Origin of the sequence: Listeria rocourtiae subsp. hofi, assembly GCF_963575615.1 — a bacterium.
GTDB lineage: Bacteria > Bacillota > Bacilli > Lactobacillales > Listeriaceae > Listeria_A > Listeria_A hofi.
Window position 1 is genome coordinate 18,551 of the sequence record NZ_CAUYTL010000021.1, and the last position, 15,854, is coordinate 34,404.

Here is a 15,854-nt window from a genome sequence, read left to right on the forward strand (position 1 = left end):
TTCACATGGAGCGTTACGATCGGCAATTACGAGTGGCACAGATTGGGAATACAGGACAAGAAGCGTTGCGTTCGAGTACGATTCTTATTGTTGGAGTTGGAGCGATTGGTACATATGCAGCTGAGATTGCCACACGTATGGGGTTTGGCCGGCTTATTTTAGTGGATCGTGATTTTGTGGAATTATCGAACTTGCAACGGCAAACACTGTTTACAGAACAAGATGCGATGCATAAGGAGGCAAAAGCTTGGGCCGCAACGAAGGCTTTGCGTGCAATTAATCAAGATATTCAAATTGATTTCTTGGTGGATGATGCGAATGGCCAATCACTGTTACCTTTTGCTGGAAATCTGGACGCGGTTTTGGATTGTACAGATAATTTTGCAACGCGGCGATTTTTAAACCAGTGGTGCTTGGAACAGCAAATACCTTGGATTTTTGCGTCGTGCGCAGGTACATTTGCCAATGTGATGCCGATTATTCCAGGTGAGACGGCTTGTTTGCATTGTCTAATGGAGAAGATGCCACTTTTTAATGAAACGAGTTGTGACATTATTGGGGTACATGGTGCGCTGATTCCAATGTTGGCTGGGCTTCAAGTGTCACTTTTGACGAAATTATTACTTGGGGAGCGACGGACTAATTACTATCAATTGGATAATTGGGAGATGACGTTTCAGAAATTTGGTGTGACGCGAAATCCAGATTGTGTGGTTTGTGTCCATAAGAAGAAGCTTGATACCACTTTTTCAAAACAACCGGTGTTGCTTTGTGGGCGTGATACAGTGCAGTTTCAGATTGGCACAGCTATTGATTTCAAGGAGTTTCAGGCAGTGCTTGGTCAACAAGAAATCCCCAATAACGCCAACCGTTTCGTTCTTACTTTTCATTTTCAAGGATATGATTTTACGGTTTTTCAGAATGGACGTGTGTTGATACACGGAACAAATGATTTAATGATTGCTAAGAAACAATATCAGCACTTTTTTAATGAAATTTGAGGAGGCGCAAAAATGGAACAGAAGGAATTTATTCAGGCTCGTGTTGGGATTTTAACGATTAGTGATACGCGGAATTTGGACACTGATAAAAGTGGACAGTTACTTGCAAAGGCACTTGAGACAGCTGGACACCTTGTTGTGCAACGTATTGTCGTGAAAGATGACGATTTCTTAATCAATGAAGGACTTGCAAAATTGAAGCCGAAATGTGATTGTGTGATTTCAAATGGTGGCACGGGAATTGCCATGCGTGATGTAACGTTTGAAGCTTTATGGGATCAAGTGGCACAGGAGATTCCGGGTTTTGGAGAATTGTTCCGAATGCTTAGTTACAAAGAAATTGGAACACGTGCTATGTTGTCACGTGCATTTGCAGGATTTACGCTGGATAATGTGCTACTATTCGTGATTCCTGGCTCTTCCAATGCATGCGAGCTCGCGATTAATCAACTTATTATCCCAGAATTGCCTCATTTTTTAGCAGAACGACGAAAATAGAATAAATCCTAGCGGTTTGCATATCGCTAGGATTTTTTGCGTTTGTTAATATGTGCGAATTATTGGTGGTGTATAGGAGATTATAAATTGGTCTATTTCATCGAGCGAATCAGATATTAGTATCTTGTCTCGATCAGCTTGTGTCAAAAATCCTTCCTCTACCATTTGATTATAAAATTTCCCTAGCAGATTGTAATAGCCATCTACATTGTATAATATACATGGATTCTGATGTTCACCAATTCTTCCCCATGAGACAACTTCTGTAATTTCTTCAAGTGTTCCAGGGCCTCCTGGCATAGCCAAATATACGTTTGCAGAGGCAATCATTTGCGCTTTTCGTTCATGCATATTGGCTACGACATACAGTTCAGTTAGCCCTTCATGCGCAATTTCCCTGTTCTTTAGTGCTTCTGGAATAACCCCGACTACATCTGCGCCATTTGTTAAAACTTCATCTGCGAGAATTCCCATCAAACCTACTTTTCCACCACCATATACGAGACCATCGTATTTTTCTGCAATCCATTTTCCTAACGCCTTTGTTGCTTCTTGATAAACGGAGCTATTTCCCATACTTGCTCCACAAAATACTGCGATGTAATTCAAAACTAGTACCCCTATCTGTTTTTATTTGACTAAAAGACTAGCGAATTCACTAGACATAGATTGCAATGGTATTTTATAACGTGCGAAGTCTTTTTCAATATTTTTAAATTGACCGGACTCATCAAACATATCATCAGAAATATCTAGGGCCGGATTGGTAGCGATATTGTACATATGAAGCCCTTGCGTGACGAGTTTCATACTTAACGTTGCTTGAAAACCGCCGTGCCCACCGTAACACATAATACTTACAGGTTTCCCGCGCCACTCATCGTATAGAAAATCCAATGCATTTTTGAGAACTGCGGGATATCCCCAATTATATTGTGGAAAAACAAGGACGAATCCATCATATTCATTAATCACGCGACTCCAAGCTTTCGTGTGCTCCTGCTGATAATTACGATGTGCTGGAATCTCTGGTTCATCTAAAAATGGAAGATTTACCTCAGCAAGATCAATCAAACTTAGATTTAGCAATCCATGTTCCATCTCTTTCATTGCCCATTCTGCCACCGTGCGGCAAACACGCGTTGGACGGGTGCTCCCAATAATGAGGCCTATTCTTGGTTTTTCTGTCATTTTATTCGCTCCTATACAAGAAAGTCCGCACCTCCAAAAATGGGGATGCAGACCTTTCCTAATTTGCATACAAAATATCTTTTTTTACTCGGCGTACAGAGACTATCCACCTATCTGGCTCATGCGTCGTGTTGTCGGTTTATGAGACTGCATTTCATCTTGCAGCGCAATCGCCATCTCGTGACTTTCTGGTTTATTATCAATAGATTTTTGTACGAGTGCCATTAATTTTTCTGGGTCATTGATGAACGGGCGAATATTCATTTCCTCATCCCAATAGAGACATGCTTTAATGTAGCCATCAGCAGTCAAGCGCAACCTGTTACAACTCGCACAAAAATGAGAACTAACTGGGTGAATCAAGCCAAATGTGCCTTTCGCGCCTTCTAAGCGATAGTTCTCTGATGGTCCATTGCCACGAATCGAGTCTACTGGTTGATAGGAAAGCCCAGCCTCATCACATGCATCGAAAATAGTTTGTAATGATAAATACTGTTTTTTCCAACCATCACCAGCGTGACCAATCGGCATATATTCAATAAAACGGATGTTGATATCCTTATCTTTCGTAAACTGAAGGAAATCTAAAATTTCATCGTCATTCTGGCCTTTAATTAAAACAACATTCAACTTAATCGGGAAAAAGCCGACTTCTTCTGCTTTCGCGATGCCGTCCAATACTTTTTGTAGCTTACCACCACGTGTAATCGTTTTGAAACGGTCTTCATGTAAGGAATCTAAACTGATATTAACACGTGTTAACCCAGCTGCTTTCAGGGCTTCTGCTTTTTTGACAAGATACATCGCATTCGTCGTTACCGCGATATCTTCAATTTCTGGAATAGCGCTGATACCTGCAATAATGTCTACAATATCTGTTCGTAAAAGTGGCTCACCGCCCGTAATCCGAACTTTTTTGATGCCAAAACCGACCATGATTTTCATAAAGTCAATAATTTCATCTTTGGATAAGACTTGTTCGTGAGGTAGGAATTTCATACCTTCATCAGGCATACAGTATACGCAGCGCAAATTACAACGATCTGTAACAGAAATGCGTATATAATCATGGACGCGTCCAAAGCGATCGGTTAATAATTGCATAATACCTGCCTCCTATTTACTATTTATCGAAACGGAATTTTCCGCTTTTTCCTCCTGTTTTTTCAACAAGATGTGTGTTTTCAATGACTATTTTTTTATCTATCGCTTTGCACATATCGTAAACTGTTAATGCGGTCACAGTGACAGCCGTAAGAGCCTCCATCTCGACACCAGTTTTGCCGATAGTAACAACTTCTGCAATAATCGTCAAATGATCTTTGCCATCATCAGTAAACATGATGTTCACTTTGGTCGTCATAATCGGGTGACACATTGGGATTAGTTCACTTGTTTTTTTCGTAGCCATAATTCCTGCTACTTGCGCAACGGCGAGCACATCACCTTTATCGATAAGTCCATCTTTAATACGTGTCAAAGTCGCTTCTTCCATATGTAGCGTCGTTTGAGCAATAGCACGTCTTTGTGTTTCACTTTTCTTCGTTACATCTACCATGTGAGCGCGCTGTTCCTCATTGAAGTGTGATAATTCATCCGTCATTTTATCGTCTCCTTCATCTCATCCTCCGCTTACTGGAGGGATTATCGCGATTTCTGAAACATCTGTCAGTTGGTAATCATCTGCTTGGAACTCCATGTTGACCGCAATCATGCATTTGGCAACATCAGCTTCAATCGCTGGAATTTCCTTACTCACTAACTGTCTCACATCTGCGACAGTCTTGCAATCAGAAAGGTCGAAATTTATTTGAGAAAAGCCTGCTTTCTGGACGAGAAAAGCGAATAATTTAATGGGCGTCATCTCGCTCACCTCCCCACCGGACACGATCCGTATCCATCTCTTCTTTCCAAATAGGAACCCGTTTTTTTAGTTCCTCAATAATAAAACGTGAGCCTTCATAGGAAGCGGCGCGGTGAGGTGTTGCAACCCCAATGAATACAGCGATATCAGTCAACTGTAACTCGCCTAAACGGTGAATGACAATCACATCCGCATCATATTTCACTTCTACTTCATGCGCCAATTTCGATAGTTCCTTCATCGCCATTTCTTTGTATGCCGTGTAACGAATCGTCTGCGTCTGAATCTCGCCGGTCCATTCGCGAATCGTACCGACAAACATGTTCACAGCGCCGAACTTAGCATTCACTAACTCTTGGTATGACGAGCCAACATCAATTGGCTCCTGCTGCAATCTAACATCTATCATTGTAAAAATTCCTCGATTATCGTTTGACATAGTGCCTCTTGTGTGGCTTGCGTGCTTACTTTCAAAATGTCAGCTGGAAGACTATCATACAACGTTGCCATCGTATGGATTGCTGGCAGTGTTTTCAATGTTGCAATGTCCTCTTTATCTCGTACCATCACAATTTTTGGAAATGGCGCCTCCTTATAACCCTCGATTAAAATTACGTCAGTCGTCGGCAAACTGGCAATCATATCTTTCAGTGTAATTCCTCGATCTACCATAATCGCGTGTTGGGACGCAGAGGACAGAGCGACAATATCTGCCCCACTTTCGCGAAAGGAATAGGAGTCAGTATCTGGGTGATCGATTGCGAATGCATGCGCATCGTGCTTAATAACAGCAACCGTATAATCCTTCATTTTTAACTGTTGCACAAAGCAGTTTGTGAGCGTTGTTTTGCCACTTTTTTTGAATCCTGTTATTTGGAAAATAAGCGCCATACCTCAATCTCCTCTCCTTTATATTTGCCCGTTTTGCCACTCGGTATTCTAATAAGGCATTCCGTTAAGTGTAAATTGCCAAGCGCACTCGACATGTCGCTACCGACTGGAACCGCGATGAGTTCGCCTTCTTCATATAGCAATTGCCCGCGTAAAAAACGATCGTAAGCATTATTTTTCGAATAATCTGCGCCCATTTTTGCCCGTTGAAAAGTAAACTGGGTTTCGATATCTCCACTCATTTTGGCAAGGATTGGTGCAATTAGCAAATGGAATGCTGTAAAACATGCGCCGGGATTACCGGAAAGAGCTGCAACTAGTGTGTTTTCATAGCGCATCGCTGTCGTGACGCTTCCTGGTCGCATTTGAATTTTATTATAGAGAAGTTCGGCATCTTCTTTTGCAATAATTGCCATAAAATCGAAGTCCCCGACGGAAACGCCACCTGTTGTAAGAATGAGATCTGCTTGTTTGGCAAGATCGGTGAGCCGTTTTTTTGTTAACGCTAAGTCATCCTCTATTTGCTCTACTGCAATGACTTGTGCGCCTGCATCTTTTGCTAAAGCCGCCAACATAAGGTGATTACTATTGAAAATTTTGCCGTCGGGAAGAGGCTCTCCGGGTTGGATAAGTTCGGAGCCTGTGGATAAAATTGCGACACGTGGTCTTCGGAAAACTGTCACATTTGGAATTCCGAATGCAGCAAGTAAACTGATAGAGCCAGGATTCAAATGATGATGTGCTTGGAGTAGCGTAGCGCCTACTTCAAACTCTTCGCCGCGCTCTGTAATATTTGTATTTTTATGCGTATTAATGAGTGTAATCGTTGTTGGATCATCCGTTTCGCGTGATTGCTCCAACATAATAACTTTGCCAGCATTCTCTGGAACTTTAGCACCTGTCATGATACGCACCGTCTCATTCTCTTGTAAATCATGATTATAGGTAGCACCACATGGCACGTCTGCCACAACTTGAAAAATTCGCGGATAGTTCGTGTCGTCTTCCGCTCGAATCGCAAAACCGTCATAGCCTGAACGCCTGAAATACGGCATTGCCATCGCTGCTTTTACTTCCTGCGCTAGAATCCGACCATTTGCGTCTGTGATTGCAAGCTCTTCTACACCGAGCATGACAGCGTTCTCCATTAATCGCTTTTGTGCTTCCTCTATTCGAATTGCTACTCGTCTATCCAACATGCCAGACACTTTCCTTTCTTGCAAAATTCAACTAGTTCCACTATACATCAATCCTTGTGAAAATAACAGTGTAAGCGCTCACTTATTGCTACTTTACCTCACCAAATCCATACTTCTTTAAAATACGCTGCGCTTGCTTCCCTTTCATATATTCCATAAATTGAGATGCCTCATCAGCCATATCAGAATCTTTAATCACTGCTGCATAATAACCAATCGGATTGTACAGTGCACTATCGATTTTATACGCTGTTTGCACCTTTTTCGAAATCATTGCATCCGTTTTATAAACAAATCCAATATCTGCATTGCCTGATTCTACATACGCTAGGACTTGTCGAACGTCATTTGCCTTCACTAATCGTGATTTCACGCTGTCCATTAACTGCTCTTTCATTAAAAATTCCACTGCATATTTTCCAGCTGGAACAGAATTCGGGTCACCGATAGCAATAACATGTGCCTTTGCTAATTCTTCCTTAATATTATTAGTTGGAACACTCTTATTCGGCATCACAGCCACCAGCGTATTTGACGCAATTTGCTGTTTATTGTCAACTATTTTTTTATCCATCAATTTATCCACATCAGTCACACTTGCCAGTACAACACCATCAATTGGTGCCCCATTAACTGCACGCTCACGTATTTGCCCTGAACCAGCAAAGTCGAATTCCAATCTCACATGATTATGACTCTTCTCATACAAAGACTTCACGTCATCCATTACGTCCTTCAAACTCGCCGCCACGGAAATATGTATTGTTTGCGTTTCCTGTGTACCACACCCAGCTAAAATAGCTAGCGACACAACAAAAAGCAAGCCACTTACCACCCATTTTCTCATCTACTATTCCCCCTATGTTATCTATTTCCATTGTACGGAAATTTCTCAAAAAAAGACAGCGAAATAGCTCCACTGTCTCTTTTCAAATCAGTTTGCGACAGCTGGTTTGCGCACATAAACGGCCCAAACTGTTACAAGACAAATAAGTGCAAATACACCAAGTAGAATAAATCCAAGCATATAAGAACCTGTACTTTCTTTAATAACACCGAGTAGAAGCGGCGGGAAAAAGCCTCCAATCCCGCCAGCAGCACCAACGAATCCTGTCACTGCTCCCGTATTTCCTTTTGAAACCATTGGCACCATTTTGAAAACAACTCCATTTCCCAGCCCTATAATAAGCGCTGTTATGAAAATCAGTGTTGTAAATATACCGTACTGAGTCAATGAGAAAGCAATCAAGAACGCAGCCACTGCCACGAGTGCAAAACCAGTTGTTAGTAGTTTGGTTGGATTCAATTTATCTGCTAAAATTCCACCAACAGGACGCATAAATGTAGCCGTCGCTGCAAATCCAGCAGAGAATAATCCAGCATTTACTGCACCTATTGAGAACTGATCTCCCATGAAAGCTGGTAAATAATTACTAAGCGCTACAAAGGAACCAAATGTAAGGAAATAGAACAAAGATAAGTACCATGTATTTTTATCCTTCGCAACCGATAGCGACTGCTTCAATGTTTTCTTTTCATCTGGAAGTTTCATTTCTTTCGCAAAAATAGCAAAAATTACTGATATAGCAACGATGGCAATCATCAAAGAATAGTAAATCCAATCAAATCCCCAATTCTCACTAATACGCGGAATGATAAGACCCGCTAATGCATTACCGATATTTCCCATTCCAGCAATACCAAGAATTAAACCTTGCTTTTCAGGCGGAAAAAAAGTCGAAACATATGAAATCGCAATCGCAAAAGTTGTTCCAGCCATACCGATGAAAAAAGCACAAGTTATCAAGTACACATAAGAACTTGCAAATGGAATAAGAACGAGCGGAATCAGCGTGAAAAGCATCGTAATGATATAGATTTTTTTCCCACCGAACCTATCACTCAAAATCCCCATTGGAATTCGCATAATAGAGCCGAGAAGTACTGGTGTGGCAATAAGTAAGCTTTTTTGTGAAGCAGATAAGCCAAATTCCGTGGCAATCTGATTGGAAACTGGCGACAAAGAAGCCCAGACCATAAATGAAATCGCCATCGCAACCGTGGCAATGGTGAGCGCGATATACGCATCTTTTTTCGATGTGTGTTGCATTTTTATTTCTCCCTTCAGTTTAGAAAATTGTTGAGGTTCTTATGAAGCGTAATATGCTGAATTAGAACCTCAATATACATGCGAATGAAGTGAGCATGTAATCCATCAACGGTTCTTATGAAGCGTAGTTCGCTGAATTAGAACCTCAATATGCATGCGAACGTGGTGAGCATGTAATCCATCAGTGGTTCTTATAATACCGAGCTCAGAACAAAAGTCAGAACAAATAAGAAGCGAAAAACATTAGAACCTCAATATACATGCGAATAAAGTGAGCACGTAATCCATGTGCTGAGCCTCCCAATCCAGCCTCAGAAGCCAGCCCTTCTAAAATTTCGTGGCCTCCGTAAAAGTCAAAGGAGTACTCTTACTGCGTACCCTAGCAATTAAAAAGTTGTCAGTCTCGCATTGCTCCACTGCCTATTGATTCACTCAATCAAACCAAACGACTGTTTGAAAGTTCATCAACATAAACGGGCTTCTTCGACTTTTCATTTTCGATAAATAATATAGCTCCTCTTCAAATATGACAATGGGACGCTCCATGCATGTACTAACCTTGTATACGGGAACAACGCAAAAATGATAAAAGCACTAATGATATGCAACTGGAAAAACACCGGCACATTCGCCATCAAACTCGCATCTGGCTGGAAAATAAACAATTGCCTAAACCAAACAGCGATTGACTCCCGGTAATCAAATCCAGGATTCGCTGGATTGGCGAACAAAGTGCTCGCCATTCCAAGAAACAGCGTCAACAGCAATGTCACATTCACGATGATATCCATAATCGAGCTCGTCATTCGAACGCGATCATTTGACAATCTCCGGAACGTTAATAAAAACATCCCGACAAACGCCATAATCCCGAACACACTACCAATCCCAACAGCAACTAAATGATACATATGCTCACTAATCCCAATTGAAGTCGTCCAACTTTTTGGAATGACCAGCCCAATAAAATGACCGCCAACAACAAAAATAATACCGACATGGAACAAGATACTCCCAATCATTAATTGTCTCTTTTCAATCATTTCCGAAGACTTCGAGGTCACTGTAAAATGATCATAACGATAGCGGAAAATGTGACCGAACACAAAACTTGCCAAAACAAGGTAGGGTAAAACAATCCATAAAAAATTATTCCACATGCTGCTTCTCCTCTCCCTGCTTCACACAAATACGCAATTCATTTCGCATTGCTTCAATTACATAGCGATACGGATTCCCTGCTTCTTCAAGCGCTTGAAGCAAATGATACGAACCATCCTCAATAACACCAATCAAAAGCTCAATGCTATCTCCGGAACGATCATCCATATACCAATCGCCCGCATCAATAAACTCGAGCATCAGTGGCAAATAATCCGTTAACTCGGCATCATCTGGCAATAAACCGAACATCTCATATAGCACTTTCAGTTTCGCCAGCATCTGCCCACGTTCCCGCGCATCCTCAAATTTATAGAAAGTCATATAAAGCGTTGTTTTTTTATTAAAATCAAATGTATCCACATATGTCTCCGTTATCTGTCCAAATGTCAGCGTCGAAATTTCCTCCCAAAACGCCGTAATTAAATCTAGCGTTTTAGGATTCTTAAACGTTTCTAAAAGCAAAAACCGATCATTAATAAAGCGTTTCTCTGGATACGATAGCACCGCTGAAAGAGCGCCAAAAACAGCACGTTTTTCGTCTAGCAAGGCATAATTAATCACGCCAAATCCCCCCATAAAAACTTTCTTCATACATATCCTGCGTCGATTTCGAAGGTTGTTGCGTACTACTTCCCATCGGCATCGGTGTATTGGTCACATCAGGCTTATTAATCTGGTCCGCCAAGCTACAACCACCACAAACATCCTCAGAAAAACCAGATGATCCTTGCGCTCTATACGTATCAATGTACTCCTCTTTATGGCTCGCAGGGATTACAAAACGGTCCTCATACTTGGCAATCGCCAGCAAGCGGTACATCTTCTTAACCTCTTGCTCCGTCATACCCACCCGTGCTAATTTATCCGTATCAAAATCTTTACCAGAGCTCACCGCTCGCATATACATCCGCATCATCGCCATTTTTTGAAGCGATGTCTTAATCACATCTGTATTCCCAGCCGTCAGCAAACTCGCCAAGTAATCAACAGGAATCCGCATTTCATCAATCGCTGGGAAAATCATATCTGGATTATTAATCGAATCTTTCCCTTCAAAATAATTCATGATTGGTGAAAGTGGTGGCACGTACCAAACCATTGGCATTGTGCGGTATTCTGGATGTAGCGGGAACGCAATCTTATATTCCTTCGCCATTTTATAAACTGGTGAATTTTGCGCTGCCTTAATCCAATCTTCTTTAATTCCATCTTTACGCGCCTGCTCAATCACTGCTGGGTCATTCGGATCAAGGAACAAGTCTAGTTGCTTCTCATACAACTCTTTCTCGTCCTCCACCGAAGCCGCCTCCTTCACACCATCCGCATCATAGAGCATCACGCCAAGATAGCGAATCCGACCTGTACATGTCTCTGAACAAACCGTTGGCAAACCAGCCTCGATGCGCGGAAAACAGAAGGTACATTTTTCGGCCTTATTCGTTTTCCAGTTAAAGTAAACCTTTTTATAAGGGCAACCAGTCATACAATAACGCCAGCCACGACAAGCCTCCTGATCGACAAGTACAATCCCGTCCTCATCACGTTTATACATCGCACCACTTGGACAAGATGCCACACAAGATGGATTCAAACAATGCTCACATAAACGAGGCAAATACATCATAAACGCTGTCTCAAAATTCGTTTTTATCTCCGTTTCGATATTTTTCATGTTCGGATCAAGCGGCATCGTCGTTGGAGCACCCGCCAAATCATCCTCCCAGTTTGGACCCCATTCTATTTCCATATCTTTTCCTGTAATTACAGATTTTGGACGAGCAACTGGTTGATTTTTCTTCTCTTTCGGCGTGAAAAGCGTATCGTAATTATATGTCCACGGCTCGTAGTAATCGTTTAATTCTGGCATATCTGGATTGTAGAAGATTTTCCCGAGCATAACTTTATTCCACTTCGAACCAGCTGCAAGCTCCAATTTTCCTTTTTTCAGTTTCCAGCCACCTTTGTAGCGTTCCTGATCTTCCCATTGTTTCGGATAACCAATACCTGGCTTTGTTTCCACATTATTAAACCAAACATATTCAGCACCAGGGCGGTTTGTCCACGTATTTTTACATGTCACACTACACGTATGGCAACCGATGCATTTGTCTAAATTCATTACCATTCCAACTTGTGCTTTAATCTTCAAGCCAATTCACCTCATTCAGTTTCCGGACCGCAACATAGAGATCTCGCTGATTTCCAATTGGTCCATAATAGTTAAAACCGTAGCTAAGCTGTGCATAACCGCCAACCATTTGTGTTGGTTTCACGTGGATTTTTGTCGGAGCATTATGACTACCACCGCGTGTCCCCGTAATCGAAGTTCCTGGAACGTTGATATGACGGTCTTGCGCGTGATACATGTACATCGTTCCTTTTGGCATTCTATGACTAACGACCGCACGTGCCGTTACCACACCATTTCGGTTGTAAACTTCCAACCAATCGTTATCTTTAATCTTGCCGGCCTCAGCGTCTTCATGATTAATCCACACATTCGGACCACCACGGAAAAGTGTCAACATATGCTGATTATCTTGGTACATACTGTGAATATTCCATTTACCATGTGGTGTCAAATAGCGCAACACAATCGTATCTGGCGTCTCAACGATCTCTTTATCACGAGGTGCAAAAACTTGCGGAGGTAACGTCGGCTTGTAAACCGGAAGCGCCTCCCCGTATTGTAAAAACATCTCATGGTCAATGTAAAAATGTTGTCGCCCAGTCAGCGTTCGAAATGGAACTAAGTGCTCAATGTTCGTCGTAAATGGTGAGTAACGTTTGCCGTCTGTATTCGATCCTGTAAATACCGGCGTTGGAATTACTTCACGCGGTTGCGCCGTAATGCTTTGGAACGTAATCCGCTCCGCCTCACGCGGTTTTGCTAAATGACTAAGCTCTACACCAGTCGCCTCTTCCGCCACCTCCCAAGCACGAACTGCCACCTTCCCATTCGTTGCACTAGAAATATGCAAAATCGCATTCGCTGCTTGTCTTTCATTTTCCATAATAGGCATCCCGTCTTTAATCGAATCATCCTCATAAATCCCATTGATGCTTTTTATTTCTTCATACTCATTTGCAACTGGGAACTGTGTCCCATGCGCGCCAACCTTACCCGTTCCAACATTTGGACCCAGCGTAATAAATTTATCGTAAATCTTTGTATAATCACGTTCTACAAATTGGAAATGTGGCATCGTTTTACCTGGAATTGCCTCAATTTCACCTTTTTTCCAATCCTTAATTTCACCATAAGGTTGTGATATTTCCATTGGCGTGTCATGATTCAGTGGCAACATAATCACATCACGCTGTACCTCATGCAAATGATCTTTCGCCATCTCAGAAAATGCATGACTCAAATCTTTAAAAATATTCCAATCCGATTTCGACTCCCAAAGCGGACTAATCGCTGGGTTAAACGGATGCACAAATGGATGCATATCCGTACTCGAAATATCCGTCTTCTCATACCACGTCGCAGCAGGAAGCACCACATCCGAATAAATCGGCGTCGCCGTCATCCGGAAATCAAGCGTCACCATCAAGTCTAATTTTCCTTCTGCTTCCTCATCGCGCCACACCATTTCCTCTGGCTTAAACTCATCGTTTGGCGTCGACAACAAGTTATTCGTCGTTCCAAACAAATGCTTCATGAAATACTCCTGCCCCTTTCCACTAGAAGAAACAAGGTTCGAGCGCCATACAAAAAGACCACGCGGGAAATTCACAGGATTGCCCGGATCTTCCACCGCAAACTGCAATTTTTCCGACTTCAAATCATCCACAATTCCCGACACGATTTCCGCATCCGATTTGTCCTTATTTTCCGCTGCAAAGAGCAAACTATTCTTGTTAAACTGCGGATAAGAAGGCAACCAACCAAGGCGCGCCGCCAGTACATTATAATCTGCCGCATGTTTATAGCTCATTTTTTTGGCCAGAGGGGATTTCAAAGCATCCGTATCCATTTCTTCATAACGCCATTGATCCGTTGCAAAATACCAGAAACTCGTTGCATTTTGCTGTCTCACTGCGCCTTGCCAATCCTTCGCAAAAGCCACTGTTTGCCAGCCTTCAATTGGACGACATTTTTCCTGACCAACATAATGCGCCCAGCCTCCGCCGTTTACACCTTGAGAAGCAGTCAAAATTACTAAGTTCAAAATCGAACGATAAATCGTGTCACTATTAAACCAATGATTGATACCCGCACCCATAATAATCATCGAACGACCGCCAGTATCAATCGCGTTCTGTGCAAATTCCCGCGCAATCTGCGTCACGATATCTGCTTTCACACCCGTAATCGACTCCTGCCAAGCCGGTGTATATAAACTTTCCCCATCATCCAAACCACGCGCTGCCCGTTGATCTCCGTCATGTCGCGCCACACCATATTGGCTTAACATTACATCATAAACTGTTGCTACTAAGCGCTTTGAACCATCAGCAAGCGTAATTTCACGAACAGGCAATTCTCGTTCAAAAATACCATTCCCATTATTATCAAAGTAAGGAAACGCAACCGTATCGATTCTATCCAAACCAACCGTCATCGCAGGCGCAATCATCGAGCCATCCTCGCGTTCAAGCGACAAGTTCCATTTTACGCCCTCTTCCCAACGCTGACCCATCGTCCCATTCGGAACCACAATATCGCCCGTTGTCTCATCAATCAAGCACGTTTTCCAATCTGCATGCGTCACCTTTTCCAACCCTGCATGCAAGTCATCCTCACGTAAGAATCGACCCGGCGTCAAGCCCTTATCTGTCTCATCAAGCAACAGCAAGAACGGTAAATCGGTAAACTGTTTCGCGTAATCCACAAACAGTGGCTCCGCACGTTCCACATAAAACTCCTTCAAAATAACATGCGTCATTGCTTGTGCAAGTGCTGCATCCGTCCCAGGATTCGGTGCTAGCCAGTTATCCGCAAACTTCACGTTCTCTGCGTAGTCTGGCGCTACCGCAACTACCTTCGTCCCCTTATAGCGAACTTCCGTCATGAAATGCGCATCTGGCGTCCGAGTAAGTGGCACATTCGACCCCCACATCATGATATAACCTGCGTTATACCAATCACTAGACTCTGGCACATCTGTTTGCTCACCCCAAATTTGTGGAGAGGCAGGCGGTAAATCCGCATACCAATCATAGAAGCTCAACATTTCACCACCGAGTAGCGTCAAGAACCGCGATCCAGCCGCATAACTAATCATTGACATTGCGGGAATTGGCGTAAACCCAGCCAAGCGATCCGGTCCATATTTCTTAATCGTATAAATCAGCATCGCCGCGACCATATAGTACGCTTCTTGCCACGACACCCGAATTTGTCCACCTTTACCACGCGCGCTCTTATAACTCTCCGCCTTCTCAGGGTCTTCCACGATACTCGCCCAAGCCTTAATCGGATCACCATACTGCTTCAACGCATTTTGCCATAGACGCCATAATTTCCCACGCACATACGGATATTTCACACGTAGCGGACTATACTCATACCAAGAAAAACTCGCACCACGCGGACAGCCACGAGGTTCAAATTCTGGCATGTCCGGCCCACAGCTCGGGTAATCCGTCGCCTGATTTTCCCACGTGATAATCCCGTTCTTCACGAAAACCTGCCAACTACACGAACCCGTACAATTGACACCATGCGTTGTGCGAACCACCTTATCATGACTCCAGCGATCTCGATACATCTTCTCCCAAGCACGGCTTTTCTCCTCCATCACCGTCCAGTTACCATTAAATTTCTCCGTCCGTTTAAAGAATCGCAAACCTTTCTTCCTCACTATGTACCACCTCATTTTTTGTTATTTTTTTCACAAAGGAAAACAGAAAAATTCCTACTTGCTTTGATAGTACAACTTCTATCTTTTGTACGCATCGGGAGAATCCCTATATTTTTAAAATAACCT

16 protein-coding genes are annotated in these 15,854 nt (G+C 42.7%); 2 read left to right on the forward strand and 14 right to left on the reverse strand.

What is annotated here, in order from left to right; translation table 11 throughout:
- Positions 1 to 5: 5 nt before the first annotated feature.
- Positions 6 to 1,001, forward strand: coding sequence for a ThiF family adenylyltransferase (locus R8925_RS09915; RefSeq protein WP_430535714.1), 996 nt, complete (start codon positions 6 to 8; stop codon positions 999 to 1,001).
- Positions 1,002 to 1,013: 12 nt separating this feature from the next.
- The gene (locus R8925_RS09920; protein ID WP_430535715.1) at positions 1,014 to 1,499 is read left to right on the forward strand and encodes a MogA/MoaB family molybdenum cofactor biosynthesis protein; all 486 of its coding nucleotides are present in this window, start codon (positions 1,014 to 1,016) and stop codon (positions 1,497 to 1,499) included.
- Positions 1,500 to 1,544: 45 nt separating this feature from the next.
- Here the strand turns inward: R8925_RS09920 and R8925_RS09925 are convergent, their stop codons facing one another.
- The 14 genes from R8925_RS09925 to R8925_RS09990 all read right to left on the reverse strand — a co-directional run bounded on the left by R8925_RS09925 (position 1,545) and on the right by R8925_RS09990 (position 15,731).
- Complete coding sequence (locus R8925_RS09925) at positions 1,545 to 2,108, reverse strand: LOG family protein (RefSeq protein WP_430535716.1); 564 nt, start codon at positions 2,106 to 2,108, stop codon at positions 1,545 to 1,547.
- A gap of 21 nt (positions 2,109 to 2,129) precedes the next feature.
- Complete coding sequence (locus tag R8925_RS09930) at positions 2,130 to 2,690, reverse strand: NADPH-dependent FMN reductase (protein ID WP_430535717.1); 561 nt, start codon at positions 2,688 to 2,690, stop codon at positions 2,130 to 2,132.
- 102 nt (positions 2,691 to 2,792) lie between these two features.
- Positions 2,793 to 3,794 (reverse strand): GTP 3',8-cyclase MoaA, encoded by a 1,002-nt coding sequence (moaA, locus tag R8925_RS09935; RefSeq protein WP_430535718.1) that lies wholly within the window; start codon positions 3,792 to 3,794, stop codon positions 2,793 to 2,795.
- A 19-nt stretch (positions 3,795 to 3,813) separates the two neighbouring features.
- Positions 3,814 to 4,293, reverse strand: a complete 480-nt coding sequence (gene moaC / locus R8925_RS09940) for a cyclic pyranopterin monophosphate synthase MoaC (RefSeq protein ID WP_430535719.1) — start codon at positions 4,291 to 4,293, stop codon at positions 3,814 to 3,816.
- An 18-nt stretch (positions 4,294 to 4,311) separates the two neighbouring features.
- Positions 4,312 to 4,554, reverse strand: coding sequence for a molybdopterin converting factor subunit 1 (gene moaD, locus R8925_RS09945; RefSeq protein WP_036072160.1), 243 nt, complete (start codon positions 4,552 to 4,554; stop codon positions 4,312 to 4,314).
- Entirely contained in the window at positions 4,541 to 4,963 is a 423-nt protein-coding gene (locus R8925_RS09950) for a molybdenum cofactor biosynthesis protein MoaE (RefSeq protein ID WP_430535720.1), read from the reverse strand. Before R8925_RS09950 ends, moaD begins: the two co-directional genes overlap by 14 nt.
- A complete protein-coding gene (gene mobB / locus R8925_RS09955) occupies positions 4,960 to 5,445 on the reverse strand; it encodes a molybdopterin-guanine dinucleotide biosynthesis protein B (protein ID WP_430535721.1) in 486 nt (161 codons plus the stop codon). The genes R8925_RS09950 and mobB overlap by 4 nt, the downstream gene beginning before the upstream one ends.
- On the reverse strand, positions 5,424 to 6,644 hold the full coding sequence (locus R8925_RS09960) for a molybdopterin molybdotransferase MoeA (RefSeq protein ID WP_430535722.1): 1,221 nt from the start codon (positions 6,642 to 6,644) through the stop codon (positions 5,424 to 5,426). The genes mobB and R8925_RS09960 overlap by 22 nt, the downstream gene beginning before the upstream one ends.
- A gap of 88 nt (positions 6,645 to 6,732) precedes the next feature.
- Positions 6,733 to 7,491 carry a molybdate ABC transporter substrate-binding protein gene (modA, locus tag R8925_RS09965; protein WP_430535723.1) on the reverse strand — a complete coding sequence of 253 codons (759 nt, stop codon included), beginning with the start codon at positions 7,489 to 7,491 and terminating at the stop codon, positions 6,733 to 6,735.
- A gap of 87 nt (positions 7,492 to 7,578) precedes the next feature.
- Complete coding sequence (locus R8925_RS09970; protein ID WP_430535724.1) at positions 7,579 to 8,754, reverse strand: nitrate/nitrite transporter; 1,176 nt, start codon at positions 8,752 to 8,754, stop codon at positions 7,579 to 7,581.
- Positions 8,755 to 9,245: 491 nt separating this feature from the next.
- On the reverse strand, positions 9,246 to 9,914 hold the full coding sequence (gene narI / locus R8925_RS09975) for a respiratory nitrate reductase subunit gamma (RefSeq protein ID WP_430535725.1): 669 nt from the start codon (positions 9,912 to 9,914) through the stop codon (positions 9,246 to 9,248).
- The gene (narJ, locus tag R8925_RS09980) at positions 9,904 to 10,479 is read right to left on the reverse strand and encodes a nitrate reductase molybdenum cofactor assembly chaperone (RefSeq protein ID WP_430535726.1); all 576 of its coding nucleotides are present in this window, start codon (positions 10,477 to 10,479) and stop codon (positions 9,904 to 9,906) included. The genes narI and narJ overlap by 11 nt, the downstream gene beginning before the upstream one ends.
- Positions 10,472 to 12,067, reverse strand: a complete 1,596-nt coding sequence (gene narH, locus R8925_RS09985; protein WP_430535727.1) for a nitrate reductase subunit beta — start codon at positions 12,065 to 12,067, stop codon at positions 10,472 to 10,474. The genes narJ and narH overlap by 8 nt, the downstream gene beginning before the upstream one ends.
- Positions 12,057 to 15,731: a nitrate reductase subunit alpha gene (locus tag R8925_RS09990; protein ID WP_430539433.1), complete on the reverse strand. Its 3,675-nt coding sequence runs from the start codon at positions 15,729 to 15,731 to the stop codon at positions 12,057 to 12,059. The genes narH and R8925_RS09990 overlap by 11 nt, the downstream gene beginning before the upstream one ends.
- Positions 15,732 to 15,854: the final 123 nt, after the last annotated feature.